The sequence below is a fragment of the Enterobacter sp. CPE_E1241 genome (assembly GCF_045618265.1).
Classification (GTDB): Bacteria; Pseudomonadota; Gammaproteobacteria; order Enterobacterales; family Enterobacteriaceae; genus Enterobacter; species Enterobacter adelaidei.
Map to the genome: position 1 here is coordinate 2313762 of NZ_JBIWYV010000001.1, position 25873 is coordinate 2339634.

Here is a 25873-nt window from a genome sequence, read left to right on the forward strand (position 1 = left end):
CGTTTAGAGACGGTTCGATTTTCAATCATCCCGTAAAGGTATCATTTCAGTGCGTAATTATCGCGCTGGACAGGACGTAGCATTATGAAGACACATCCACAGTACGAACCCTGGCTGCAGGGCATGTTCATCATCGCGAAGCATTATCGGCTGGATTTTTCTGCGGAGCATGTTCGGGTCACCATTAATCATGAAAGTCAGTCTCCGCGCCAGCTGGTGCTGGAGGAGATGGCGCGCCAGCTTGGACTGGGGATGCGTATGGTCGCGGCAGATGCCGTATCCCTTGACCCGTGGCGCTTGCCGATGCTGGCGGAATTCACCGGCGGGCAAATCGCGGTGATCGCTCGCATGGACGGTGAAGGTAATGTCAGTCTGCAGTTCAGTGGCGACGGAGGTCTGGAGACAACGCTAACGCGTGAGGAGCTAGGTTCACGGTTAACAGGACTGATGGTGCTGCGCCCGCTTGAATCCGCGCCGGATGCCCGCGTGGATGACTACATCAAACCGTATGAAAAAAACTGGTTCTGGCAACTGGCGCTGAAGGACTGGCGACGCTACAGCGACATTATGCTGGTGGCGCTGGTCGCTAACGTGCTGGCGCTTTCCGGCATGGTCTTCTCCATGCAGGTCTACGACAGGGTGGTACCGTCGCAGTCAGAAGCCACGCTGTGGGTGCTGTTTGGCGGCGTGATGATTGCCATCGTGTTTGAATTCATCATGCGTATGCTGCGCGTGCATATCTCTGACGTGGTGGGGAAGCGTGCCGATCTGCGCATCTCCGAACGCGTTTTTGCCCATGCGCTAAGGATTAAAAACGGCGCGCGCTCTAAATCAACCGGATCGTTTATTGCCCAGATCCGCGAGCTGGAGTCGGTGCGTGAGCTCATCACCTCCACCACCATTGCGGCACTCTCCGATCTGCCGTTTTTCCTGCTGTTCGTCTTCATCCTGTGGATGATTGGCGGTCCGCTGGTGCTGGTGGTTCTGCTCGCCGTACCGTTGCTGCTCATTCCGGGTCTGCTGGTGCAGCGTCCGCTGGGTAAACTCTCCAGTGAGGGGATGCGCGAATCCGCCATTCGTAACGCCACGCTGGTTGAAGCGGTGCAGGGCATTGAAGACATCAAGCTGATGCGCGCCGAGCAGCGTTTCCAGAACCAGTGGAATAACACCAACGACGTTGCTGCCAGCGTCGGAATGAAGCAGCGCTGGCTGACGGGCCTGCTGCTCACCTGGACGCAGGAGGTGCAGTCGATTGTCTATGCGGTGGTACTGCTGGTGGGCTGTTATCTGGTGATCAGCGGCGACATGACCACCGGTGCGCTGGTGGGGACCTCGATTCTGGCATCGCGCACAATTGCGCCGCTGTCGCAGATCTCAGGCGTGCTCTCGCGCTGGCAGTCGGCAAAAGTGGCCCGCAAGGGGCTGGACGACCTGATGCAGCGTCCGATTGACGATCCGCAGAACGGCAAAAAGGTGCACAAAGCGCACCTGCGCGGCGACTACAGGCTTGAGGACGTCGGGTTTTACTACGACGAAGAAGAGAAGCTCACCGTGCTTAACATCAGCAAGCTGCAGATCCGTGCCGGAGAACGGGTTGCGGTGCTGGGGCGAAATGGTTCCGGTAAAAGTACGCTGTTACAGCTTCTGGCGGGTATGCAGGAGCCGCAGCAGGGGAGCATTCTGCTGGACGATATTGCCCTGAACCATCTTGATCCGGCCGACGTGCGTCGTGATATGCAGTTGCTCAGCCAGCAGGCGCGCCTGTTCTTTGGCTCGGTGCGTGACAACATCCTGATGGGGAACCCGCTCGCCACTGACGATGAAATTCATCATGCGCTGGTCAACAGCGGTGCGCTGGAGTTTGTGCGCAAACAGAAAATGGGGTTGAACACCATCATCAACGAGGGAGGCACGGGGCTATCGGGCGGCCAGCGCCAGGCGCTGTTGTTGGCGCGCGCCCTGATCACCTCACCGCATATCCTGCTGCTGGATGAGCCTACCGCCTGGCTGGATGAAGTGAGTGAGAAGCAGTTTATTCAACATCTTCACAAGTGGCTGGGTAAACGCCGGACGTTGGTTGTGGCAACTCACCGCTTGCCTATTCTGGACCTGGTCGACCGTATCATTGTGCTGGAAAACGGTAAGGTGGTGATGGACGGTCCACGTGACGCGATCCTGCATCAGCACGGTATGGCACCGCAAAAAACGGCTCAGCGCACCGTGACCATGAAACCGGCAGCGGTGGCAGAGGAGGGCGCGGCATGAATGATTTCTCTCGTTTCAATAGTCGTCTGAAGGAGCCGCGCTTACCGCGTTCGTCCCTGGTGGCATGGTCGCTGTTCGCCCTGCTGGCGGTGTTTATCATCTGGGCGAGTCTTTTCCAGCTTGATGAAGTCACTACCGGCAACGGCAAAGTTATACCTTCATCGCATGAGCAGGTGATTCAGTCTCTTGAGGGCGGCATTATTCACAGCCTGATGGTGCGCGAAGGTGACATTGTTGAACGCGGTCAGCAGCTTGCGCAGCTTGACCGGACCAAAACCGAGTCAAGCGTGCTGGAGAGTGAGTCTCGTCTGAATGCCGCGCTGGCAACGGCTGCGCGCCTGAAGGCCGAAGTGAACGATACGGAGCTCGCATTTCCTGAGGAACTGGATGACGACGTTGAGCTGGTCAAGCAGGAAACAGCGCTTTACCAGTCCCGTCGCGAGAGTCTGGAAAAAGGGCTGGCTGGTTTGCGTCAGGGGGCTGAACTGGTGCAGCGAGAGCTGTCGTTAACCCGACCACTGGTGACCCAGGGTGCGGCCAGCAAGGTTGAGGTATTACGTCTTGAGCGTCAAAAAAATGAGCTTGAGAATAAAATCACCGAGATGAAAAATCAGTACTACGTTCGCGCCCGTGAAGAGCTGGCAAAAGCGAATGCGGAAATTGAAGCCCAGCGTTCGGTGATGAAGGGGCGCGAGGATTCCCTGACAAGGCTGACCTTCAATGCGCCGGTTCGCGGGATTGTTAAGGATATTGACGTTACAACCGTTGGTGGCGTTATTCCCCCCAACGGCAAACTGATGAGCCTGGTTCCGCTGGACGATCAGATGGTGGTTGAGGCGAAAATCTCACCGCGTGATGTGGCCTTTATCCATCCAGGCCAGAAAGCGCTGGTAAAAATTACGGCCTATGACTACTCCATTTATGGTGGGCTGGAAGGGGAAGTGACCATGATTTCCCCGGACACCTTACAGGATGAAGTGAAAAGAGACGTCTACTACTATCGCGTTTACATCCGTACCGACAATAACCATCTGACCAATAAGCAAGGCAAAGAGTTTCCGGTCTTTCCGGGCATGATAGCCACGGTTGATATTAAAACGGGCAGTAAAACTATTCTGGATTATCTGTTGAAACCATTGAATAAAGCGAAAGAGGCGTTACGAGAGCGATAGGCGAATGGCGTTCGGAACACCGAACGCCTGCTGAGTTAAGCGGTTGACGTCACGTGATGAGCGTGGCGGCGATCTTTAGGAACAACGTTAATGTAATGCGTGACATATGCAAAATATAATCCGGCATAATTTTCAACGAGTTCGATAAACGCCGGGTATATAGACATACGCCCATCACCGCGATCTTTCAGATAACCTGCCTCTTGTGCCGATTTGATGATTCGGTTGACGTGAATTCTTGAAACAAAAAATTCTTTTGCGAGTGTGCTTGCTGAATATTCAATAGTTGCACCATGGGCAGATTTGTTTTTTATGGCCTGCAGGTATAGATAGAGCATAATCATTCGACCGCCATCTTTATCGATAAATAATCCTACTTCAGGCAAAACCTTTCTGAACGTTAATCCCCGAAAAAGATATTCTGCCGCGCGACGGAAAAAATTATTTCTCAACACGTCATTATCCAAAAGGTTAACGTCAATATTAAATGCCGGATAAAGAATGCTGACCGGCAAAAATGCCCCGGACATATATCGCTTTAGTTCATTCAGGCCTTTTTCAGTTGGCGCTATTCTCGTTTTGCGTCTGTCTTCCGTGCAGCGCCAGGTGCTGATGCGCCCGGTGGTTCTGAGTATCGTAATGATTGCAATAACGCTGTTGGGGCTGGCTATTTTATAGCGAGAACATAACTCTTTTATTTCCGATACAGATTCAGCCTGATTTCCAAAAATAAAACAACACATGGAAAGGATAATGTTAAATCGTGATTCCTGCAGCATCGTTTTGTAGAATAAAGGTTGTTTTTTGTAGATGGTGTCATTAATGGTGTAGTGCTCTAATATTGCCTCACTGAATCGCGGGTTGTTCTTTATAACATCCCTTCGATGTAGCAAGGCCCTGGATGAGATATGATTATCCATAGCGTATTTCTCGTATTTGAATGAGCCGATAGATGAAGTATCCAGCCTTCTTTTTCGGAATTTTCATTATACCCTGAGAATGAAACATTTACCGTGGTTATTTGAAAAGAAAAGTATATTTTCACGTTGTGTGGCGTGAAGTGATTAACGCAAAGATGTTCCGGTGAGGACTGTTTCTTACCCTGTTGTTGTACGGTAAAATTAATACTCACATCAGGTGCATGACATTTTATGCATTCACAAATGGAAATGGCGCGTTGGTGCCCAGGAGCAGGTTATGACCCAAAAAATTTCTCTCAGAAATGGGGCTTGCGATGACCAAAAGTTTGTCATCTCAGCCTGCGGCTTCACATTTCAGGGATATCGTCTGATCCTGGAAAAATACGGGATAGAGGCATCGCTTATTCGCTTTGTTGGGGATGAGATATCGCAACGAGACAGAAAAAATATTCTTATAAATCAGAGTGCTCACATTGTGGTGTTCCTCGGGAAAGGTATTGTCAATCTCCTTGAGAGTCTGAAACGCCTGGCATCCGTACTTAATTCGCTACCCGTTATTCAACGTGTTACTCTGTATGGTGATATACCAGACAGCTGGCTGTATCGCACCCTGGGTAGCCTTTTAAATAGCAGCCGTCAGTTATCGCTGATTCGCATAGCCAGCGTGTCTGATATAATAGGCTCCATCAGCATGCATGATAATATATTTAAGGATGGTTCTCGTTTATTGCGGGATCACTCTCTGGATTATTCTGCTAAAGGAACTTTTAAATGGCTAACCCGAAGGGAGGTTGATGTTTTATTAAGTTTCTACCGGGGTATGTCCGTAAAAGAATTGTGCGATACAATGGGGTTGTCTAATAAAACGGTATATACTCACCGAAAGGAAGGTGTTCAAAAATTACATTTAATCAAGCAGTGGGTAAACGATCCACACAATTTCAATGTGGGTGAGAGTATTAAGCGAAAAAATCAAAAGACAGACTTTACGAAAAAGGAAACAGAGATTTTTAACGCACTGCTTAAGCGGGAGATCTTCCCTGTGTACCAGATCATTACCGACCATAACAAAAAAGGGGTTGGTTTTGAAATACTTATTCGCTGGAATAAAAATGGTAAAATCGTCAAGCCAGTCAGTTTTTTGGCTGATATTTCAAATAATGAAATATGGCTAAAGATTACGGCGTTAGTTATCCATGCTGCCGTGTCAGGTATTAATAAATATAACGGGAAATATTATTTTTCAGTTAATATACCACCCCGACTGGCTTCCGGGAATGCATTGCCTGATATGGCAAAGAAAGCTATCGACATGCTACTCAAACCGCGGTGGGCCGAAAATTTAGTCTTTGAATTCGCGGAGGATATTGATGTCACTAAGGACACCAGGATCCCTGAAACTATGCGGCATTTACGGAGTACGGGATGTCGATTATTTTTGGATGACTGCTTCTCTAACCATCAAACCATGTTCCCGGTGCGACAGGTACATTTTGATGGGCTCAAACTGGACAAGGACATTGTTGAGCATTTCGTGGCAAATGACAATGACTATCACCTTATTAAAGCGATACAACTTTATAGCGATATGACCGGAACGGATTGCATTGCAGAGGGAGTTGATAGCGAAGAAAAGTTTGAGAAATTAGCTGCCCTGGGCGTCAAAAACTTTCAGGGGTATTATTTATCTCGTGCTGTGAAAGAAGATGAGTTAGACCGCATGGTACGGTTATTTAGCTAGTAAGGAAAATAAAGCCCCGAAGGGCCTTGAGTTATTTTCGACCCAGCAGCAGGCCGAGCACAATACCGACAGCACCGGCGGCGATTAGGCCAGTAAGAGGGTTGTTTCTGACCGCTTCGGTGACATCGGAGACCGCATCGCTGGCCTGCGCGGCATATTTTTTCGCGGCACCTTTTATCTGATGTTTTGGTGAGTCAACGAATTCACCAAACTGCTGCTGCGCTGAACCTGCGAGTTCATCAAGTTTATTTTTTGCTTTGTCTTCAGCAAACTGGGTATTTTTATCAGTACCGAAATCAGACATTTTTGCCTCCTTTTGTTGATAGTTAAAGGATAGCCGCTCTTTGTAGAGGTGAGAGACGAAAGGCTAAATTTGGCACCTGACAGGATGGTTTTCGGATATATCTCTATATCGGGAACCCGTTATTTCTCATTGTCATCCTGACCGTAATTTATGCCAGGGTAGCACAGTTTCAGGAGAGGCAGGCCGGGTAAGCGCAGCTACCCGGCCGAAATAGCGGTCAATGAGGTATAGTCATTTTAACGGCAGGTAGATATCCGTTTGCAGCGCATGTTCCGGCACCTCGTGAATAAAGTTGAGGTAGTGGAAAAATACCGGGGCATCGCGCAGCGTTTCGCCGCTGGCCGGTAGCCAGTCGCGAAACATCACCCATACCGTGGCGGAAATGTTATCCAGCGAACCTGTGTGACGCCCGACGGCGTATCGACCACCGTCGATTTCACCACTGGAAAACCCGAAGTCATTTTCTGGTATCGCTTCAGAGATACTGCCGCAAATATCGAAACGAAAGGCGTCTGCGGGTGTGGTTGCCGGGTCATCCCAGGCAATGCCAAAGGTGCTGCTTTCGTGTACGGGTGATAAGCCCGAGGTTTTACGCCAGGCAATAAATTTCGCCGCGCTGTCATTAACCCTATCCGGGCTGCCACGGTGCTGCAGCACTGCCACTCGGGTCTGTGGGAAATCGACAATCTTAATTTCCATTGTTTTTTGCTCCTGAAAGGTCATTTTCGGTACGCGCTGGTGCCAGCTCAGCCAGTCCGGCTGTTGCCGAAACTGACGGGGGCTTTTTCCAAATGCGTTTCTGAAGGCGCGGCTGAACGATTCGGGGTTCTGAAATCCGGCATCGAGCGCAATATCAATCACCTTATCCTGTGGATTAAACGCCAGTCGCCAGGAAGCACGACGAAGGCGTAGCCACTGGATATAGCGATACAGCGGCTGGCCGCTGAATGCCAGAAACTGCCGGTGAAAATGATAAGGCGAACAGCAGGCTATCGCGCTGAGCTTCTCCAGCGTGAGCGGTTCATCGAGATGGTGGGCGATATAGTCGCACACCATCGTGAAGCGCTCGCGGTAGGCCGTTTTGATTGCAACGTTCATTGCATCCTCCTGATGACCCACTTTGCCTCACCAAACGGCCAGAATCCTGACCGATCTTGCTAATTATGGAGAAGTTATACTGGCCGCATATCGTTGTGCGGCAGCAATCGCCCTGTCGTCAAAAATATACTGTTCGAAATGATGGCTCGCATCGGTGACGCGATAAATTTTCCATTTACCGTCTTCATTGAGCAGATACACGTTTAACCGCTGTTTTTGCCCATTACCTGCACCCAGCTTGACGTTAACAACTTTTCCGGACACTGAGTTTATTGCGTTGCTTACACTCAGGTCAGGGATCCACTCCGCGGCATAGTCTTGTGTATAGGTAAAATAATCGGAACCGATAATTTCCTGCTCATTGAGAGAAAGAATTTTCTTCAGACGGAAGAGCGTGTCGCGCGCAATATACTCACGCATTTTTGGTGAATCGAGATTATCTTCATGGGTATCTGTAACGAAGGCCGTGAGGTAGAACGAATAAAAATCATTGATACGTTTTTCCGGCGAATCCATCTGTGCTGAACATCCCGTCAATAACAGGCACATCATAAGAATGTTACGCATCAGTTTTTCCTGTAAATTTTGTAAGAAGGTGCGCAGAACGATATCCCGGACCACCCCACATATCTCTTTGTCTGAAATCTGAGTACCAGGTAGTGCCGTCGTAAATTGCCATGTGACCCGCAGGATTACCGTCATCACAGGGCTGAATAACAACCACATCGCCTTCCTGTAATGTTTCGCCTTGTCCTAAAATTAGGAAACCTGCCCGTTCAGGGCCGCTGCGTGTTTGTTCCATGCCATGTGTTAACTCCTGTTGTAGATGAAAGTGTCACTAAACAACGAGAGCTTCAATCCGCTTAGGCAAAAAATGTTATTAAAAGATTATATATTTCATAGTCTTATATGTTTTTGGGGTTTTATTCGCTTGGTTGATGATATGCGGTAGATACGCTGATGTAGCAACGGAAACAGAAGGTTTACATCCCCTGTTAAGTGAAATACCATACCCCCCTATAGTATCAGGAGGGCGTATGCCGCATTCACCCGAAGACAAAAAACGTATCCTTACCCGCGTCCGTCGCATTCGTGGGCAGGTCGATGCCCTTGAACGCGCGCTGGAGTCGGGCGATCCCTGTTTAGCCATCCTGCAGCAAATCGCCGCCGTGCGCGGTGCTGCCAATGGCCTGATGGGCGAAATGGTCGAAATTCACCTCAACGATGAGCTGGTGACGGGGGAAACAACGCCGGATCAGCGAGCCGTGCGCATGGCGGAAGTCGGCCATTTGCTGCGCTCTTATCTAAAATAAACCCACATACCTCACAATAAGGGAAGACAATATGAAATCTCGCGCTGCTGTCGCATTTGGCCCCGGCCAGCCGCTCAAAATCGTTGAAATCGACGTGGCACCGCCGAAGAAAGGCGAAGTGTTGATCAAAATAACCCATACCGGCGTATGTCATACCGATGCGTTTACGCTGTCGGGTGACGATCCGGAAGGCGTTTTCCCTGCGGTACTCGGTCATGAAGGTGGCGGGATTGTGGTAGAAGTGGGCGAGGGCGTGACCAGCCTGAAACCAGGGGATCACGTGATCCCGCTGTACACCGCGGAGTGCGGCGAGTGTAAGTTCTGTAAATCCGGTAAAACCAACCTCTGCCAGGCGGTTCGCGCCACTCAGGGCAAAGGGCTGATGCCGGACGGCACCACCCGTTTCTCTTATAACGGCGAGCCTGTTTATCACTACATGGGCACCAGCACCTTCAGCGAGTACACCGTTTGCGCGGAAATTTCCCTGGCGAAGGTGAACCCGCAGGCGCCGCTGGATAAAGTCTGCCTGCTGGGCTGCGGTGTGACCACCGGTATTGGCGCGGTGCATAACACGGCAAAGGTCAAAGAGGGCGATACCGTGGCGGTGTTCGGTCTCGGCGGCATTGGTCTGGCGGTGATTCAGGGCGCGGTTCAGGCGAAGGCCGGTCGTATCATCGCAGTCGACACCAATCCGGAGAAATTCAAGCTGGCGGGTGAAATGGGCGCGACCGATTTCGTGAACCCGAAAGATCACGAAAAACCGATTCAGGATGTCATCGTTGAGCTGACCGACGGCGGCGTTGACTTCAGCTTCGAATGCATCGGCAACGTGAACGTCATGCGTTCTGCGCTGGAGTGCTGCCACAAAGGCTGGGGCGAGAGCATCATTATTGGGGTTGCCGGGGCGGGTCAGGAGATTAAAACTCGTCCATTCCAGCTGGTGACAGGTCGCGTGTGGCGCGGTTCCGCGTTTGGCGGCGTGAAAGGGCGTACTCAGCTCCCGGGTATGGTTGAAGATGCCATGGCCGGAAAAATCCAGCTCGATCCGTTCATCACCCATCGTTTGCCACTGGAGCAGATCAACGACGCGTTCGATCTGATGCACGAAGGGAAATCCATCCGCACCGTTATTCATTTCGGCGACAAGTAATTCTTCTGCCAGCGGTTTTTCACCGCTGGCATTTCTTTAATAATCTTCTCTAAAGTGTGACCAGTGCGGCGTTTTTAGCCGTAATCTAAATCTCTGCCGTGCCGATGACTATTTAACGGGCGTGTTTTTACGCATCTTACCTATAAGAGAGTCGACGGTCATGGACAACACTACTTCGATGCAGGCGCAGCGCAAGCTGAGCTTCTTGCATCACATCAGGCTGGTTCCGCTGTTTTCCTCCATTCTCGGTGGCATTATTCTGCTTTTTGCCTTGAGCTCAGGTCTGGCGGGATATTTCCTGCTTCAGGCCGATCGCGATCAGCAGGATGTCACATCTGAAATTCAGGTGCGTATGGGGCTGTCGAACAGCTCAAACCATCTGCGAACCGCGCGTATCAATCTTATCCACGCCGGTGCGGCAAGCCGTATCGCGGAGATGGATGCCATGAAGCAGAACATCAGCGATGCGGAAACGCGTATTAAGCAGTCTCAGGAGAGTTTCACCGCCTATATGAATCGCGCCGTGCGTACCGCAGAGGGCGAAGCGCTGGATGCTGACCTGAAAGCACGATATGACGCCTATATTGCGGGTATGCAGCCGATGGTGAAATTCGCCAAAAACGGTATGTTCGAAGCGATTATCAACCATGAAAACGAAACCGCGCGTCCGCTGGACGACGCTTACAACGCCGTGCTGCTGAAGGCGATTAAGATCCGTACCGACCGTGCCAATGCCCTGACGGCACAGGCGCACAGCCGCACACAGCTGGGTCTGATGTTTATGATCGGCGCGTTCGCGCTCGCACTGGTGCTGACGGCATTGACCTTTACCGTGCTGCGCCGCACGGTGATCCATCCTCTGCAGCGTGCGGCGAAACGTATCGAGAATATCGCCAAAGGCGACCTGACGATGCCGGACGATGTGGCCGGACGTAGCGAAATTGGCCGCCTGACGCGCGATCTGCAAACCATGCAGCACTCGCTTGAAAACACCGTGGGTACCGTACGTCAGGGGGCGGAGGAGATCTACCGTGGAACCAGTGAAATCTCTGCCGGTAACACCGATCTCTCTTCGCGCACTGAACAGCAGGCTGCTGCCATTGAGCAGACCGCCGCAAGCATGGAACAACTGACCGCAACGGTGAAACAGAACGCGGATAATGCTCACCATGCCAGTAAACTGGCGGAAGATGCCTCCGGTAAAGCCAGCCGTGGCGGCCAGATGGTCTCCGGGGTGGTCAAAACCATGGGTAACATCTCCAGCAGTTCGAAAAAAATCTCTGAGATTACCGCAGTGATTAACAGCATTGCCTTCCAGACCAATATCCTGGCGCTTAACGCAGCGGTAGAAGCGGCGCGTGCGGGTGAGCAGGGCCGTGGTTTTGCTGTGGTGGCAAGTGAAGTACGTACCCTGGCAAGCCGCAGTGCGAATGCCGCAAAAGAGATTGAGAGCCTGATCAACGAGTCGGTCTCGCTGATCGACCAGGGTTCTGGTGAAGTTGTCGCCGCCGGCAACACCATGAATGAAATCGTGGAGGCGGTTAAACGGGTGACTGACATCATGCTGGAGATTGCCGCAGCGTCTGATGAGCAGAGTCGTGGCATTGTGCAGGTGAGTCAGGCGATTTCTGAAATGGATAAAGTGACCCAGCAGAACGCCTCGCTGGTGGAAGAAGCTTCAGCAGCCGCAGCATCTCTGGAAGAACAGGGCGCGCGTCTGACCGAGGCAGTTGGCGCGTTTCGTTTGAGCAGCGTGAAGCCAGGCCGAGTGGCTACACCAGCCTCAGTGACGAAGAGCACGCCGCTACGCCCCGCGGCGACGGTTTCCGGGGATAACTGGGAAACGTTCTGAGTTGCGCCACCAGAAAAAAAGGGACCTTTCGGTCCCTTTTTTCATCTGTTACTTCTTATCGGGTAAGGCATACGCGATAACGTAATCACCGCGATCCGGTGACTGACGGGCACCACCGGCGTTAATGATGATGTACTGTTTGCCGGTTTTCGGCGACACGTAGGTCATCGGGCCGGACTGGCTGCCCACCGGCAGACGGTCTTTCCAGATCTCTTTCCCGGTGGCGGTATCAAACGCGCGCAGGTAGAAGTCCTGAGTGCCGGCAAAGAACAGCAGACCAGACTGAGTAGAGAGTGACGCACCCAGTGTCGGCATACCAATTGGGATCGGCATATGCATACGAATGCCCAGCGGGCCGGTATCTTCCACCGTGCCGACAGGAACCTGCCACACCAGCTTGCCGGTTTTCAGGTCAACGGCTGACATGGTGCCAAACGGCGGCTTCTGGCATGGAATGCCCAGCGGCGACAGGAAGCGTTCGCGCATGGCGCCGAACGGCGTGCCGTCCATCGGTACGATACCCATCTCGATGCCGCTGGCGTTTTTCGCCACGTTAGCGCGCGGTACCATGTAGTTTGCCAGCCCCAGGCGCATATCGTTGACGAACATCAGGCTGTTGTTCGGGTCAACGGAGACGCTGCCCCAGTTCATCCCGCCGAGCGAGCCAGGGAACTGCAGGGAACGGTCGAGACCTGGCGGCGTGAAGACGCCCTGATGGCGCATCTCTTTGAACTGAATACGGCACAGCAGCAGGTCGACAGGCGTCGCCCCCCACATGTCGGACTCGGTCAGCGTCTGGTTGCCAATCATCGGCATACCAACAGAATACGGCTGGGTTGGAGAGTAGCGCTCACCTTCGACGTTACCCGCCGGGACAGGACGCTCCTCAACCTTCGCCACCGGCTTACCGGTTTCGCGGTTGAGCATGAAGATCATACCCTGCTTGCTGGTCTGCACCAGTACAGGCGTGGTACCGCCCTTACCGTCGGGCAGGTCGTACAGCAGCGGCTGGGAAGGCAGATCAAAGTCCCACAGGTCGTGGTGGGTGGTCTGGAAATGCCAGCGGACCTGACCTGTGGCTGCATCAACCGCCACGATAGATGAGCTGTATTTATCATCCAGCGCGGTACGTTCACCTGCCCAGAAATCCGGGGTGGCGTTGCCGGTTGGCAGGTAGATCAGGTTCAGTTTGGCGTCGTAAGACATCGCCGACCAGACGTTCGGCGTACCGCGCGTGTAGGTCTGGCCTTCCGGCGGCAGGCCGGTCAGGTTCGGGTTACCCGGATCCCACGCCCACGCCAGTTTACCGGTGTGAACGTCATACGCGCGCACCACGCCCGGCGGTTCGCCGGTGGAGTAGTTATCCGCGACACGACCGCCGACGACGACAACATTCCCGGCAACCAGCGGCGTAGACGTTTGCTGATAGTAGCCCGGCTTGATCTCGCCCATGCCAACGCTCAGGTCAACGGTGCCATGGTCGCCAAAGTCTTCGCAGACCTTACCGGTATCCGCGTTGATGGCAATCAGGCGGGCATCAGTAGTGGGCAGGAACAGGCGGCGAGGGCACGCGGCAGGCTGCGTCTCAACCTGTGACGTTGTCACTGAAGAGCGATCTTCAAAATAGCCCAGACCACGACAACGCTGCCAGTTAGGTGCCGTGGCTTTGGAATCATAGCGCCACTTCTCTTTACCGGAGTCGACATCCAGCGCCAGCACTTTACTGTATGGCGTACAGACATACAGCGTGTCGCCAATCTGCAATGGCGTGTTTTGATCTTCCGCGCCAGAACCATTGCTCTGCGGGATATCACCCGTGTGTGCAACCCAGGCAACTTTCAGGTCACTGACATTCTGCTTGTTAATCTGGTCCAGCGCGGCGAAGCGGTCGCCGTGCGTGGTGTTGCCCCAGTGCTCCCAGTTTTTTTGCTGCTCGCCGGGTGCGACGGGTTTAACCGGAACGGGCTCGTTAGCCGCCACGAGGGTTTGCGGTTTAAACATCCAGCCCAGGCTGACCAGCATAGCCACCGCAAGCACGGCTGCGATACCAAAAGCGGGAGCCTTGTTCGGTGCGTTATGGTTTGCTGCACGCAGAAAAGGCCACACGATGGCGCAGAGGAATGCCAGTACGGCAAACGTAAAGAGGCGGGAGAAGAGCGGCCAGAAATCCCAGCCCGCATCGCTTACCGCCCAGAACAGCGAGGCGATAAACGCGATGCTATAAAGCACTATCCCACTGGTGCGACTGGTAAAAATGAGGATCGCGGCAATCACCATCACCACGCCCATTATCAGGAAGTACCAACTTCCACCTACGGAGGCGAGCTTAAAGCCCAACCCGCCGACGGCCAGACCGATGAGCATCATCAGTCCGGCAAGTAGCCACTGCAGAATACGAGGTATCCCGCGCGGCGCGCTGCCAAATGCCATTTTCTGTCTCCTTTAGATCCCCCCGCCGTGCCGGAAATGTACCAGTTGGGTAATAATTGAAGGGGGAATAATGATAAATACGAGTGAATTCGGGTTTGTAAAATGATTTGTGAACCATTTGGTGAATTCACGGGTATGATAAAACTGTTAAATTGTTTTACGCAATTGTTAATGAATAATTTCGCATTAATTGATTAGAGCACAGGACTGCCCCTCGCCCCCTTTGGGGAGAGGGGTAGAGTGAGGGGAAGGGTTTCTAGACCGGCATAGATTTGCGAATGGCGCTCAGTAGCGTCTGTGCGCCTGTGGAAAGCGGGGTATCTACCCGCGTCAGAATACCGATGGGTTCACCGGCGCCAGGCGACGTCACCGGCAGTGCGGTAAGCGTACCCTGGCGTAAATCATCTTTTACTGCGCCGGAGGGAACGAACCAGACGTAGTCATAATCCAGGGTAAGCTGGCGTGAAAGCGAGGCCGAAAGCGTTTCGATACAACCCGAAGGCAGCGAACATCCCTGCATTTTAAGCAGTGTCTCGGCAGTGTCTCGCGGGACCGTCCCTTTAGGGCAGACCACCACAGGCCACTCCATGACGCGGCTTAACGTCACGGTATCCTGCAACAGAGGGTGGTCAGGACGCACAACCAGCTTCAGTGATTCCAGGAACAACAGTTCGTAATTCAGACCACCCATCAGTTCAGGATCGGACATTCGACCGATGCCAAGATCCAACTCACCTGATTTCAGCCCCGCGAGCAGCATGGTGTTATTCATGGTGGCAACCTGAATCGTGGTATGTCTTTGCTGTTTGTGGAACTGACCGATGACCGGAGGAAGAATACCCAGTGCAGCGGTAGGCAGGGCTCCCACGCGCACAACTTCGCTGGCGTGCTCTTCTTTGCGATTGAGGGACTGGCCCGCGGTGTTGAGGGCATCAAGCACTTTTACGGCGTGCGTGAGAAATTGCTCGCCCACCAGGGTCAGTTGTGCCCCTAAACGGCCACGGTCAAAAAGACGTGTACCGGTAAGTTGTTCCAGCTCATTCAGCGTTTTCGAGAGAGCAGGCTGGCTCAGGTTAAGAGTTTCAGCCGCACGCCCCAGCGTTCCCTGTTGAGCGACGGCCACAAATGTATGCAAATGGCGCAAGCGGATGCGCTGACTGAACAGACCATTTTTTTCCATAGGCGATGTTAAAAACAGAGCGATGCGGGTGACAAGTTAAGTTGTTTAATTTTGATAACCTGATAGCAAAATATTTTTAACATTTGATCTGTTTGAGTTACAACATGTTTTTCGACGGGAGCACAAAAGCGAACGTCCGTGTTCATTTATCGCGCATTCAGGAGAGGAGTGGCTAACCGGTTTAGATCACGCCGTCACCGCCGTCAGAGCACCACACCTGGCCGGACGTAAAGGAACATTCATCCGAGGCCAGCGTGACGTACAATGGCGCAATCTCGACGGGCTGACCCGGACGCCCCAGCGGGGTGTCGCCACCGAACTCCTTCACTTTTTCCATCGGTTGCCCGCCGCTGGATTGCAGCACCGTCCAGTAAGGACCTGGGGCGACCGCGTTGACGCGAATGCCTTTTGGCCCCAGCTGTTTGGCTAATGCTTTGGTAAATACCGCCAGACAGGCTTTCGTCTGGGCATAATCCAGCAGTACGGGGCTGGGCTTCACCGCCTGCACGGAGGAGGTATTAATGATAACGGATGAGGCTTTCAGGTGGCGCAGAGCGGCTTTGGTGATCCAGAAAGGGGCATACACGTTCGTTTTAAACGTCGCGTCGAATTCTTCGGTAGTCAGTTCTTCAATTGATTCCCGGAACTGCTGGCGACCGGCGTTATTCACCAGAATATCCAGCCCGCCAAGTTGGGTGGCGGCCTCATCAACCAGGTTCTGGCAGAAGGTTTCGTCCCTGATATCGCCCGGAAGCGCGACGGCAGTGCGGCCTTCAGCTTTAATCAGGTCAATAACGGCTACCGCGTCCTGCTCCTCTTCCGGCAGGTAGTTGATGGCAATATCGGCACCTTCACGGGCATAGGCAATCGCCACCGCACGTCCAATACCGGAGTCTCCGCCGGTTATCAGCGCTTTTTTACCGGTGAGGCGTCCATGCCCTTTGTAACTGGTTTCCCCATGGTCAGGTACAGGTTGCATTTCGGATGCCAGTCCCGGCGGCGTTTGCGGCTGTTCCGGGAACGGGGGTTGCGGGTAAGCGTTCGTACGTTGTTGGGTATCGCTCATAGCTGACTCCTTAAGCCAAGGGGTGAGATTTGATGGATAACTGCAGCGTTAACGCTTCGCTGAATTATTTCTGCAAACGATCTACGCGGACGACGGCAGGGGATGATTTTTTATCAAGCGAACCGTTAATACCGATCATCTGGTCGGGTTTTACCGTTCTGCCGTCGAAGACTGTCTGGGGAATAATAACGTCGATTCTTCCGGTTTTATCCTGAAATACAAATTTATCGCCGCTACCGTCAATAAGATTACCGCGCTATGAAATTGTCGCACCATCGTGCATTTGTTTTGCCTGAGTGATTGTCATAATGCGCGCATCGTCGGTTCCGCGATATCCGCTATCCAGCGAATGAGGTGGCGGTGGGGCTTCGCCTTTTTGTAATCCGCCGTTATTATCTGCCCATGCGGTCGGAGCCAGAAATATCACTAAAGCGAAAGCGGATGATAATTTCATCTGATATCCTTCATCTTTGGGTGTATTGAATTATTAAGTATTATTGCTATTCCTTTATGGGGCAAATGTGATAAGTCCTAAAAACACGCACCTTAAAAATCGAAGGTATTCTGCTATTGGCCGCCATAATAATTGCTATACAGGTATGCGTGAAATTAAAACAGGTATGCGTGAAATTAAATATGCCATGATTGAACGCCATGTATATATTTCGAATATTCCTTTCGAGAAATGACAGGCGGACAGAGAAACATTCTTTTTCGCGACAACAGTCCGCCGTCATGGCGTTCCTCAGTGATAGCCTTCAGTATCCGAAACCTTGCCCCGGAAGACGTAGTAGCTCCAGGCGGTGTACACCAGGATCACCGGAATAATCAGTAATGTCCCGACCAGCATAAACAGCTGGCTGGCAGGCGGGGCTGCGGCCTCCCACAGGGTGATACGCGGCGGAATAATGTTCGGCCAGAGGCTAATGCCCAGTCCGCTAAACCCGAGGAAAATAAGTCCCAGCGTCAGCAGAAAAGGGCGCGCGTGGCTGGTCGGATTGCGGGTCAGGCGCCAGATCAACACGCTGAAGATCCCGACCAGCAGAGGAACCGGCAGGAACCAGAAGAAGTTGGGTAGGGTAAACCAGCGGTCGGCCACGTACTGCCAGCCGAGCGGCGTCCAGACGCTCACCACCGCAATTACCACTATCAGCGCCAGCAGCACGTGGCGGGTCAGCTCGCGCATACGGACCTGCAACGCGCCTTCGCTTTTCATAATGAGCCAGGTTGTGCCCAGCAGCGTGTAGGCGACGACCAGACCGATGCCGCAGAAGAGGTTAAAGGGTGTGAGCCAGTCCAGCGCCGAGCCAACAAACCGCCGTCCCTCCACGTCGAAGCCGTTTATCATCGCCCCCACCACCACGCCCTGGCTGAAGGTGGCGAGCAGGGAGCCGCCAGCAAAGGAGTAGTCCCAGAACTTGCGGTGTGAGGGGGTGGCTTTGAAGCGGAACTCAAAGGCGACGCCGCGAAAAATGAGGCCGATCAGCATCGCGGTGAGGGGGATCGTCAGCGCATCAATAATGACCGCATAGGCCAGCGGAAATGCGCCGAAGAGCCCCGCGCCGCCGAGTACCAGCCAGGTCTCGTTACCGTCCCAGACGGGCGCCACGCTGTTGACCATCACATCGCGCTCTCTGGCATCGCCCACGAAGTTGAACAGCAGGCCAATGCCCAGATCGAAGCCATCCATAATGATGTACATCAGCGTGGCAAACACGATGATGGCAAACCAAATCACTGAGATATCGACACCCATCAGATTTTCTCCTCTTCCGGAACAGACTCAGCGGCAGACAGCGGACGGGCAGGCGTGCCCGAGGTGTTTGACGTCAGCGTATCGACGGGCTGAGGACCTTTCTTAATCAGCCGGATGAGATAGAGATAGCCTACGCCAAACACCGACGAGTAGACGACGAAGAACGCCAGCAGGCTGATGCTCATCTGCAAAGTGCTGTGCAGCGATACCGCGTCGATGGTGCGCAGGTAGCCATAGACGACCCACGGCTGACGTCCCACTTCGGTGGTTACCCATCCGGCGAGCAGCGCCAGCAGCCCGGCAGGCCCCATGCAGAGGGCAAACCAGTGGAACGGGCGCGAGTGGTAAAGTCGATGGCGATAGCGCAGCCAGACGCTGATAAGACCAAGGGTAATCATCAGCAGTCCCATCCCGACCATCACGCGGAACGACCAGAAAACGATGGTCGAGTTTGGGCGATCTTCTTTCGGAAAGTCTTTCAGCGCCGGGACCTGCTTGTCCAGGCTGTGCGTCAGGATAAGGCTGCCGAGCGCGGGGATTTCCAGACCGTATTTGGTGCGCTCCTCCTCCATATCCGGCAGGCCAAACAGCAGCAGCGGGGTAGCCTCGCCGGGAGGATTTTCCCAGTGCCCCTCAATGGCGGCAATTTTTGCCGGCTGATGCTCAAGCGTGTTCAGGCCGTGCATATCGCCCACCACCGCCTGAATGGGCGCGACCACCAGCGCCATCCACATTGCCATCGAAAACATGGTGCGAACGGCGGGGGTATCGTTACCGCGCAGCAGATGCCATGCGCCCGATGCCCCGACAAACAGCGCGCTGCTCAAAAAAGCGGCGATAGCCATATGAATAAGGCGGTAAGGGAACGAGGGGTTAAAGACAATCGCCAGCCAGTCCTGCGGGATAACCTGCCCGTTCTCGATAGTGAAACCCTGCGGGGTATGCATCCAGCTGTTGGAGGCAAGGATCCAGAAGGTCGACATCAGCGTGCCGAGCGCCACCATGCAGGTTGAAAAGAAGTGCAGACCCGGACCAACCTTATTCCAGCCGAACATCATAACGCCAAGGAAACCGGCTTCCAGGAAGAAGGCGGTTAACACCTCATAGGTCAGGAGTGGGCCGGTAATACTGCCGGCGAACTGTGAGAAGCCGCTCCAGTTGGTGCCAAACTGATACGCCATGACCAGACCGGAAACGACGCCCATCCCGAAGTTAACGGCAAATATCTTGAGCCAGAAATGGTACAGCGATCGCCAGACGTCGTTTTTGGTGCGCAGCCACATGCCCTCCAGCACCACCAGATAGCTGGCGAGCCCGATGGTGATTGCAGGAAACAGGATGTGGAACGAGACGGTAAAAGCGAACTGAATTCTTGCTAAATGGAATGCATCAAGTGCGAACATGGTCCGTACCTCTGAAACGATGGGGCACGCGCATCGCCGGGCTGCTTTTTGCTACCAGGCAAAACCGATTACGGTTTTTGATACCGGTACCGCAATCGGCCACGGTGAGCAGGTCGGAATGCGGATCGCCGTGCCAACTTCCGCGAACCTCTTTACCTAAAGATAGAGTGTAGACCCTGTTGGCAAAATCCTCGTCTGGAGACAGTGTGAGGATAAAATAATGGTTCCGTTCGGGGTTGTTCAGGGGGCCAGTAGCACACAGTTTGACCACTGTCGTCTTAAGATCACAAATCAGAAATTCTTCCCCCAGGAAGGAACGGGTTTCTCTACACTCCAGGTAATATTCACTGGAGGCATGACATCATGGCGAACACCATCACGGCTGATGACATTCGGGAACGCTTTTCGCAGGCTATGTCGGCGATGTACCAGCAGGAAGTTCCGCAATACGGCACTTTGCTCGAACTGGTCGCGGACGTAAACCTGGCGGTTCTGGAAAATAACCCGCTATTACATGAACAACTGGCTAATGCCGATGAACTGGCGCGCCTGAACGTGGAGCGCCACGGGGCGATCCGCGTCGGCACGGCACAGGAACTATCAACCCTGCGTCGTATGTTTGCCATCATGGGCATGTACCCGGTCAGCTATTACGATCTCTCTCAGGCGGGGGTGCCGGTCCACTCCACTGCGTTTCGTCCGATAGACGATGCGGCGCTGTGCCGTAATCCGTTTCGTATCTTTACCTCGCTGCTGCGTCTTGAGCTGATTGAAAACGTTGCGCTGCGTGAACGTGCGGCGGAGATCCTGTCTCACCGGAACATCTTTACCCCACGCTGTCTAGCGCTGATCGAGCTCCATGAGTCGGAAGGGCAGTTTACTGACGCACAGGCGCACGAATTTGTGCAGGAAGCGCTGGAAACCTTCCGCTGGCATCGTCATGCGACGGTCGATCAGGAAACCTATCTGGCCCTGCACAACGAACACCGGCTGATTGCCGATGTGGTTTGCTTCCCGGGCTGCCACATTAACCACCTCACGCCGCGTACCCTGGATATTGACCGGGTGCAGGAGCTGATGCCGAAGTATGGTATAGAACCAAAAGTGCTGATCGAAGGACCTCCTCGTCGCGAAGTGCCTGTGCTCTTACGACAGACCAGTTTTAAGGCGCTTGAAGAACCAGTGCTGTTTGCCGGAGAACATAAAGGCACACATACCGCGCGGTTTGGTGAAATTGAACAGCGCGGCGTGGCGCTGACGCCAAAAGGCCGTGAACTGTACGATAGCCTGCTCGCACAGGCCGGTACCGGTAAAGATAACCTGACCCACCAGCTGCATTTGCGGGAGATCTTTAACGCTTTCCCGGACAGCGAAATGCTAATGCGTCGTCAGGAGCTGGCCTATTTCCGCTATCGTCTGACGCCTGCGGGGGAAGCGCATCGCCACGCGTTTCGTCCCGGAGACGATCCGCAGCCGCTGATCGAACGTGGGTGGGTGGTCGCTCAGCCGATTACCTACGAAGATTTCCTGCCGGTCAGCGCTGCCGGGATATTCCAGTCCAATCTCGGGAACGAAACCCAGGCGCGCAGCCACGGAAATGCCAGCCGCGATGCCTTTGAAGCGGCGCTGGGCTGCCCGGTGTATGACGAGTTTACGCTCTATCAGGAGGCTGAAGTACGAAGCAAACAGCGTTGCGGTTTGCTCTGAAACCGTTACTCTGCTGGGGTGTGATGGAAAAATTAAGGTCGTTATGCAAAATCCTTCCGCCCCTGTGGTTGAAACGCGCTGCGGCGCACTGTCTGGTTTAACCGATGAAAATGTCCATGTCTGGTGCGGTATTCCCTACGCCGCACCGCCCGTGGGCGAGTGGCGCTGGCGTTCCCCGCGGCGGCCTGAACCGTGGGATGGACTTCGCGAAGCCACCACCTTTTCGGCCTCAAGCTGGCAAAGCAGCGAGTATTGTCAGGAGCTAGGCGGCGGCGATCCGGGCCAGTTTTCTGAAGATTGTCTCTATCTCAACGTCTGGTCTCCCAAAGAGCGCGCGGAATCGCTTCCGGTGATGGTCTGGTTGCACGGCGGCGGGTTTACCATTGGTGCCGGGGGCCTGCCGCCCTATAACGGCAAAGCGCTGGCAATGCGCGGTGTGGTTGTAGTCACGATCAACTATCGCCTCGGTCATCTTGGCTTCTTTGCCCATCCTGCACTGGAGGGTGAAGAAGATCGCGTTGTGCATAATTTTGCCCTGCTGGACCAGATTGCCGCGCTCGAATGGGTGCGGGATAACATTGCTGCGTTTGGCGGCGACCCTGCTAACGTGACCCTGTTTGGCGAATCCGCTGGCGCGCGCAGCGTGCTTTCGCTGCTGGCCTCGCCATTGGCAGAAGGATTGTTCCATAAGGCGATTGTACAAAGCGGTTACACCTTACCTGACACGCCGCGCGAGCAGGCACTGCAGAAGGGGGAAGCGCTGGCCGCCCATTTTGGCCTGGAGAATGCGACAGCCGAGGAGCTACGCGCTATTCCGCCCGACGCGTTCTGGCCATTAACCGCACCGCTGAACATTGCCCCGGCACCCATCGTCGGGGATTGCGTGCTGCCGGAAGCGATGCTCGATGTCTTCTTTGCCGCCCGACAACATCCTGTGCCGGTGATGATTGGCTCAAACAGCGATGAAGCCAGCGTGATGGCGGTGTTTGGTATCGATCTTGCCGGGCAAATCCAGAAACTGCGCCGCGAACGTCGCTTTGGTCTGGGGCTGATTAAGCTGCTCTATCCTGGCGTCAAAGGGGACGAAGAGCTGGGCCGACAGGTGTGCCGCGATATGGCGTTCACCACGATGGGCTACGTAGTGATGCAGGCTCAACAGCGTATCGGCGGATTGTGCTGGCGTTACTGGTTCGACTATGTCGCGGAAGCAGAACATGACACCTATATCAACGGCGCCTGGCACGGCAATGAAGTTCCCTATGTGTTCGATACGCTTGGTCAGGTAGAACCGTCGCGTCAGTATGTTAATGCACGCGATCTCCAGTTTGCTGCCCAGGTGGCCGATTATTGGGTAAGTTTCGCGCGTGACGCGGGGAGGCGCGACATTCTGCCGGGACCCACGCACTGGCCCGCGTGTCGCAAGGGGCGGGACGTTCTGTTACGTATTGGAGTGAATAAACATGCAGGTTTCAGGCTTGAAAACCGCTTTATGCGCGCGCGCATGAGTCTCTTCAAGCGGGTGATGAAGCATCACGTCAGCCTCGACTAAGCAAACAAGCGCGAAACGCCGCCAGCCCATTTTCTTCGCCAGGCGTTTCGCGCAGCACCAGGCGGTAACTCGCGCCGGTTTTTATACTTGTCTCATAGGGCCGCGTTAGCCTTCCGGCACGGACATCTTCTTCTACCAGCGTTTCGTCGGCAATGGCGACGCCCAGCCCCTGAATGGCCGCCGTAATGGCGAGATCCATCGTATCGAAGTGTTGATTTTTGTGCATAACAAAGCCCGGGCCTTCCTGTTTTGCCAGCCACAATGACCAGTCTGTCTTATCCCTTGTGGGGTGAAGAAATGTCAACGAACCCAGTGCGGCACTCGCGCGCATAGGGCTAAGCACCGGGGTTAACGCCTCTTCAAACAGCAGGTCTCCGGCACTCATGTGCGTTCCGAACACGATGGCCGCGTCGTAAGATTCGGTTTTGAAATTCACGTTGTGATCGGTGGTGGTGGTCAACGCAATTTGCAGATCCGGCTGTTCACGCTCCACCTCCAGCAGGCGGGGGACCAGCCAGCGCATGGCGCAGGTGGGGGCTTTTAAGCGGATGACGGTTTGCTGGCTGCGGGCCCGGTCGGCCACCGTCAGCAATTGCTCAAAAGACGATTGCAGTTCAGGCAACAGGGCGCTTCCCTGCGGTGACAGCCGCAACCCACGCGCATGACGCTCAAATAGCGGAAAGCCAAACCACGCTTCAAGGGAAGCGATCTTGCGGCTCACTGCCCCCTGTGTCAGGCAAAGCTCAGCGGCGGCGTGGGTGAGGTTCAGGTGACGCGCGGTGACTAAAAATGCGTCGATGGCATTGAGCGGGAGCGAACGGCGCGACATATAAACACCTCAGCTATGCATTTTTCTCATGGCTATTATGACAACAATTCGATTGTCCCGACAACTCACTTGTTGTTTGAATAGTTATGCAATGTCCATGAGAAGGGAAAGAGGATGACTTTACGAACGCCGGTGCAAACACGCTCTAAACTGCCTGATGTGGGTACCACCATTTTTACCGTTATCGGCCAGCTCTCGGCGCAGCATAACGCGATTAACCTTTCTCAGGGCGCACCGAACTTTTCCTGCGACCCGAAGCTGATTGCGGGCGTCACCCGCGCAATGGAGGCAGGGCATAACCAGTATGCAGCGATGACCGGTCTGCAGCCGCTCAAAGAACGCATTGCCGATAAAATTGCCACCCTCTACGGCACGCAGTATGACCCAGGTAGCGAGGTGCTGGTCACCGCCAGCGCCAGCGAAGGGCTTTATTCGGCAATCAGCGGGCTGGTGCACCCGGGCGATGAGGTGATCTATTTTGAACCGTCATTTGACAGCTATGCGCCAATTGTCCGCCTGCAGGGGGCAACCCCGGTCGCCATCAAACTCACGGTGCCGGATTTTGCCGTCAACTGGGATGAAGTGCGTGCCGCGATCACCCCGCGTACGCGTATGATTATCATCAATACCCCGCACAACCCGAGCGGTCAGGTTTTCTCAGCTAATGATCTGCAGCAGCTGGCGGCGCTGACGCGCAATACCGATATCATTATTTTGTCTGACGAAGTGTACGAACACGTCGTTTTTGATGGTGAACCGCACCACGGGATGGCTACACACCCGCAGCTGGCGGAACGTAGCGTGATTATCTCTTCTTTCGGAAAAACCTATCACGTTACCGGATGGCGTGTGGGTTACTGTGTTGCTCCGGCGGTACTGATGGACGAGATTTGTAAAGTCCATCAATTTTTAATGTTTTCTGCCGATACGCCAATGCAGCATGCCTTTGCTGAACATATGGTCGACCCGCAAACCTGGCTGTCGCTGTCGGCGTTTTACCAGCGTAAGCGCGATCTGCTGCAAAGCCTGCTTGAGGATTCGCCGTTTACCCTGTTGCCGAGTGCCGGATCGTTCTTCATGCTGGCGGACTACAGCCAGTTTAGCGATGAGCGTGATAGCGAGCTGGTGAAACGGCTGATCGTTGAGTACGGTGTTGCCACCATTCCGCTGTCGGCGTTTTATGCGGACGGTACGGATAGTAAATTGATTCGTCTCTCTTTTGCGAAAGATGAGGCGACGTTACGGGCAGGTGCCCAGGCCCTGTGTCGGGTTAAACCACGCTGAGGAGTATTGGATGAAATTACGCGCGTTAGTTGTCGGCATGGGATTGCTGTGTACTTTTTCTTCCTTCGCGGCTACCGAGCTGCGTTACGGTCTGGAAGCGGAATATCCGCCGTTTGAGAGCCGTAATTCGGCGGGCGAACTGGAAGGGTTTGACGTTGAACTGGGGAATGCCATTTGTAAAGCCGCAGCGCTGAAGTGCACCTGGGTTGAAACCTCGTTTGATGCGTTGATTCCGGGGCTGGTGGCGAAGAAATTCGACGCGATCAACTCGGCGATGAATATCACCGAACAGCGCCGCAAGAGTATTGATTTTACCCAACCGATCTACCGTATTCCGTCGCAGCTGGTCGGTAAGGCCGGAACGGCGGTAGAGGCGACTCCCGAAGGGCTGAAGGGAAAAACCATCGGTGTGCTGCAGGGATCCATTCAGGAAACCTATGCGAAAGAGCACTGGGAAAAGCAGGGTGTCACCGTGGTGTCTTATAAAGATCAGAATATGGCCTGGGGCGATCTGCTGAATGGTCGGATCGACGCCTCGCTGGTCATGTCAGCGGCCGGGCAGGCAGGTTTCCTCAGCAAGCCGCAGGGGAAAGGGTTTGGCTTCATCGGCAAACCGGTGTCTGACGACACTATCCTCGGCAGTGGGATCGGTTTTGGGTTGCGTAAAGGTGACGAGGCCACCAAAAAGCAACTTGATGCCGCGATTGATAAAGTACGTGCCGACGGCACGATCGCTAAACTCGCTGATAAGTACTTCCCGGGTATCGATGTCAGCGTAAAATAACCGCCTCATTGGCCCCGGCGAACGATGTCGCGCCGGGGCATTTTTCTACACATTCTCCAGGCTTTCTTTA

21 protein-coding genes and 2 pseudogenes are annotated in these 25873 nt (G+C 54.0%); 11 read left to right on the top strand and 12 right to left on the bottom strand.

Annotated features, from left to right (window positions below):
* Positions 1-84: 84 nt before the first annotated feature.
* Positions 85-2265 carry a type I secretion system permease/ATPase gene (locus ACJ9Y9_RS11245; protein ID WP_028017476.1) on the top strand — a complete coding sequence of 727 codons (2181 nt, stop codon included), beginning with the start codon at positions 85-87 and terminating at the stop codon, positions 2263-2265.
* Positions 2262-3437 carry an HlyD family type I secretion periplasmic adaptor subunit gene (locus tag ACJ9Y9_RS11250; protein ID WP_028017475.1) on the top strand — a complete coding sequence of 392 codons (1176 nt, stop codon included), beginning with the start codon at positions 2262-2264 and terminating at the stop codon, positions 3435-3437. Before ACJ9Y9_RS11245 ends, ACJ9Y9_RS11250 begins: the two co-directional genes overlap by 4 nt.
* A gap of 35 nt (positions 3438-3472) precedes the next feature.
* On the opposite strand, the gene ACJ9Y9_RS11255 is transcribed toward ACJ9Y9_RS11250, so the two are convergent.
* Entirely contained in the window at positions 3473-4357 is an 885-nt protein-coding gene (locus tag ACJ9Y9_RS11255; protein WP_028017474.1) for a hypothetical protein, read from the bottom strand.
* Positions 4358-4634: 277 nt separating this feature from the next.
* Here ACJ9Y9_RS11255 and ACJ9Y9_RS11260 point away from each other — a divergent pair, with 277 nt between their 5' ends.
* A complete protein-coding gene (locus ACJ9Y9_RS11260) occupies positions 4635-6098 on the top strand; it encodes an EAL domain-containing protein (protein ID WP_028017473.1) in 1464 nt (487 codons plus the stop codon).
* A 31-nt stretch (positions 6099-6129) separates the two neighbouring features.
* Here the strand turns inward: ACJ9Y9_RS11260 and ACJ9Y9_RS11265 are convergent, their stop codons facing one another.
* The 4 genes and pseudogenes from ACJ9Y9_RS11265 to ACJ9Y9_RS11280 form a co-directional block, all read right to left on the bottom strand.
* Positions 6130-6402 carry a YqjD family protein gene (locus tag ACJ9Y9_RS11265; protein ID WP_028017472.1) on the bottom strand — a complete coding sequence of 91 codons (273 nt, stop codon included), beginning with the start codon at positions 6400-6402 and terminating at the stop codon, positions 6130-6132.
* A 231-nt stretch (positions 6403-6633) separates the two neighbouring features.
* Positions 6634-7500, bottom strand: a complete 867-nt coding sequence (locus ACJ9Y9_RS11270) for a GyrI-like domain-containing protein (protein WP_407226105.1) — start codon at positions 7498-7500, stop codon at positions 6634-6636.
* A gap of 63 nt (positions 7501-7563) precedes the next feature.
* On the bottom strand, positions 7564-8067 hold the full coding sequence (locus ACJ9Y9_RS11275; protein ID WP_028017470.1) for a YbjP/YqhG family protein: 504 nt from the start codon (positions 8065-8067) through the stop codon (positions 7564-7566).
* Positions 8067-8272, bottom strand: a pseudogene (locus ACJ9Y9_RS11280) (hypothetical protein); the annotation flags it as partial. The pseudogene ACJ9Y9_RS11280 and the gene ACJ9Y9_RS11275, both read right to left, overlap by 1 nt.
* A 265-nt stretch (positions 8273-8537) precedes the next feature.
* Here ACJ9Y9_RS11280 and ACJ9Y9_RS11285 point away from each other — a divergent pair.
* The 3 genes from ACJ9Y9_RS11285 (at position 8538) to ACJ9Y9_RS11295 (ending at position 11815) form a co-directional block, all read left to right on the top strand.
* Entirely contained in the window at positions 8538-8813 is a 276-nt protein-coding gene (locus tag ACJ9Y9_RS11285; protein ID WP_028017469.1) for a metal/formaldehyde-sensitive transcriptional repressor, read from the top strand.
* Between the two features lie 31 nt (positions 8814-8844).
* On the top strand, positions 8845-9963 hold the full coding sequence (locus ACJ9Y9_RS11290; protein ID WP_028017468.1) for an S-(hydroxymethyl)glutathione dehydrogenase/class III alcohol dehydrogenase: 1119 nt from the start codon (positions 8845-8847) through the stop codon (positions 9961-9963).
* Positions 9964-10123: 160 nt separating this feature from the next.
* Entirely contained in the window at positions 10124-11815 is a 1692-nt protein-coding gene (locus ACJ9Y9_RS11295; protein ID WP_028017467.1) for a methyl-accepting chemotaxis protein, read from the top strand.
* 48 nt (positions 11816-11863) lie between these two features.
* On the opposite strand, the gene ACJ9Y9_RS11300 is transcribed toward ACJ9Y9_RS11295, so the two are convergent.
* The 6 genes and pseudogenes from ACJ9Y9_RS11300 to ACJ9Y9_RS11325 all read right to left on the bottom strand — a co-directional run bounded on the left by ACJ9Y9_RS11300 (position 11864) and on the right by ACJ9Y9_RS11325 (position 19650).
* Positions 11864-14245: a glucose/quinate/shikimate family membrane-bound PQQ-dependent dehydrogenase gene (locus tag ACJ9Y9_RS11300; protein ID WP_028017466.1), complete on the bottom strand. Its 2382-nt coding sequence runs from the start codon at positions 14243-14245 to the stop codon at positions 11864-11866.
* Between the two features lie 256 nt (positions 14246-14501).
* Positions 14502-15425, bottom strand: coding sequence for a LysR substrate-binding domain-containing protein (locus tag ACJ9Y9_RS11305; protein WP_028017465.1), 924 nt, complete (start codon positions 15423-15425; stop codon positions 14502-14504).
* 181 nt (positions 15426-15606) lie between these two features.
* Positions 15607-16491: an SDR family oxidoreductase gene (locus ACJ9Y9_RS11310; RefSeq protein WP_028017464.1), complete on the bottom strand. Its 885-nt coding sequence runs from the start codon at positions 16489-16491 to the stop codon at positions 15607-15609.
* Between the two features lie 64 nt (positions 16492-16555).
* Positions 16556-16945, bottom strand: a pseudogene (locus ACJ9Y9_RS11315) (YdeI family stress tolerance OB fold protein).
* Positions 16946-17236: 291 nt separating this feature from the next.
* Positions 17237-18247, bottom strand: coding sequence for a cytochrome d ubiquinol oxidase subunit II (gene cydB, locus ACJ9Y9_RS11320; protein WP_028017463.1), 1011 nt, complete (start codon positions 18245-18247; stop codon positions 17237-17239).
* Positions 18247-19650: a cytochrome ubiquinol oxidase subunit I gene (locus ACJ9Y9_RS11325; RefSeq protein WP_028017462.1), complete on the bottom strand. Its 1404-nt coding sequence runs from the start codon at positions 19648-19650 to the stop codon at positions 18247-18249. The genes cydB and ACJ9Y9_RS11325 overlap by 1 nt, the downstream gene beginning before the upstream one ends.
* On the opposite strand from ACJ9Y9_RS11325, the gene ACJ9Y9_RS11330 reads away from it, so the two are divergent.
* The 3 genes from ACJ9Y9_RS11330 (at position 19649) to ACJ9Y9_RS11340 (ending at position 22906) form a co-directional block, all read left to right on the top strand.
* Complete coding sequence (locus ACJ9Y9_RS11330; protein WP_154231557.1) at positions 19649-19810, top strand: hypothetical protein; 162 nt, start codon at positions 19649-19651, stop codon at positions 19808-19810. The two genes, ACJ9Y9_RS11325 and ACJ9Y9_RS11330, sit on opposite strands and share 2 nt — an antisense overlap.
* Positions 19811-20013: 203 nt before the next feature.
* Entirely contained in the window at positions 20014-21357 is a 1344-nt protein-coding gene (locus ACJ9Y9_RS11335) for a VOC family protein (protein ID WP_028017461.1), read from the top strand.
* Between the two features lie 43 nt (positions 21358-21400).
* Positions 21401-22906 carry a carboxylesterase/lipase family protein gene (locus ACJ9Y9_RS11340; protein WP_028017460.1) on the top strand — a complete coding sequence of 502 codons (1506 nt, stop codon included), beginning with the start codon at positions 21401-21403 and terminating at the stop codon, positions 22904-22906.
* Here ACJ9Y9_RS11340 and ACJ9Y9_RS11345 read toward each other — a convergent pair.
* Positions 22893-23735 carry a LysR family transcriptional regulator gene (locus tag ACJ9Y9_RS11345; protein ID WP_028017459.1) on the bottom strand — a complete coding sequence of 281 codons (843 nt, stop codon included), beginning with the start codon at positions 23733-23735 and terminating at the stop codon, positions 22893-22895. The genes ACJ9Y9_RS11340 and ACJ9Y9_RS11345 overlap by 14 nt on opposite strands.
* A 114-nt stretch (positions 23736-23849) precedes the next feature.
* Here ACJ9Y9_RS11345 and ACJ9Y9_RS11350 point away from each other — a divergent pair, with 114 nt between their 5' ends.
* The gene (locus ACJ9Y9_RS11350) at positions 23850-25019 is read left to right on the top strand and encodes a pyridoxal phosphate-dependent aminotransferase (RefSeq protein WP_028017458.1); all 1170 of its coding nucleotides are present in this window, start codon (positions 23850-23852) and stop codon (positions 25017-25019) included.
* Positions 25020-25029: 10 nt separating this feature from the next.
* The gene (locus ACJ9Y9_RS11355; protein WP_028017457.1) at positions 25030-25803 is read left to right on the top strand and encodes a transporter substrate-binding domain-containing protein; all 774 of its coding nucleotides are present in this window, start codon (positions 25030-25032) and stop codon (positions 25801-25803) included.
* The last annotated feature ends 70 nt before the right edge of the window (positions 25804-25873 follow it).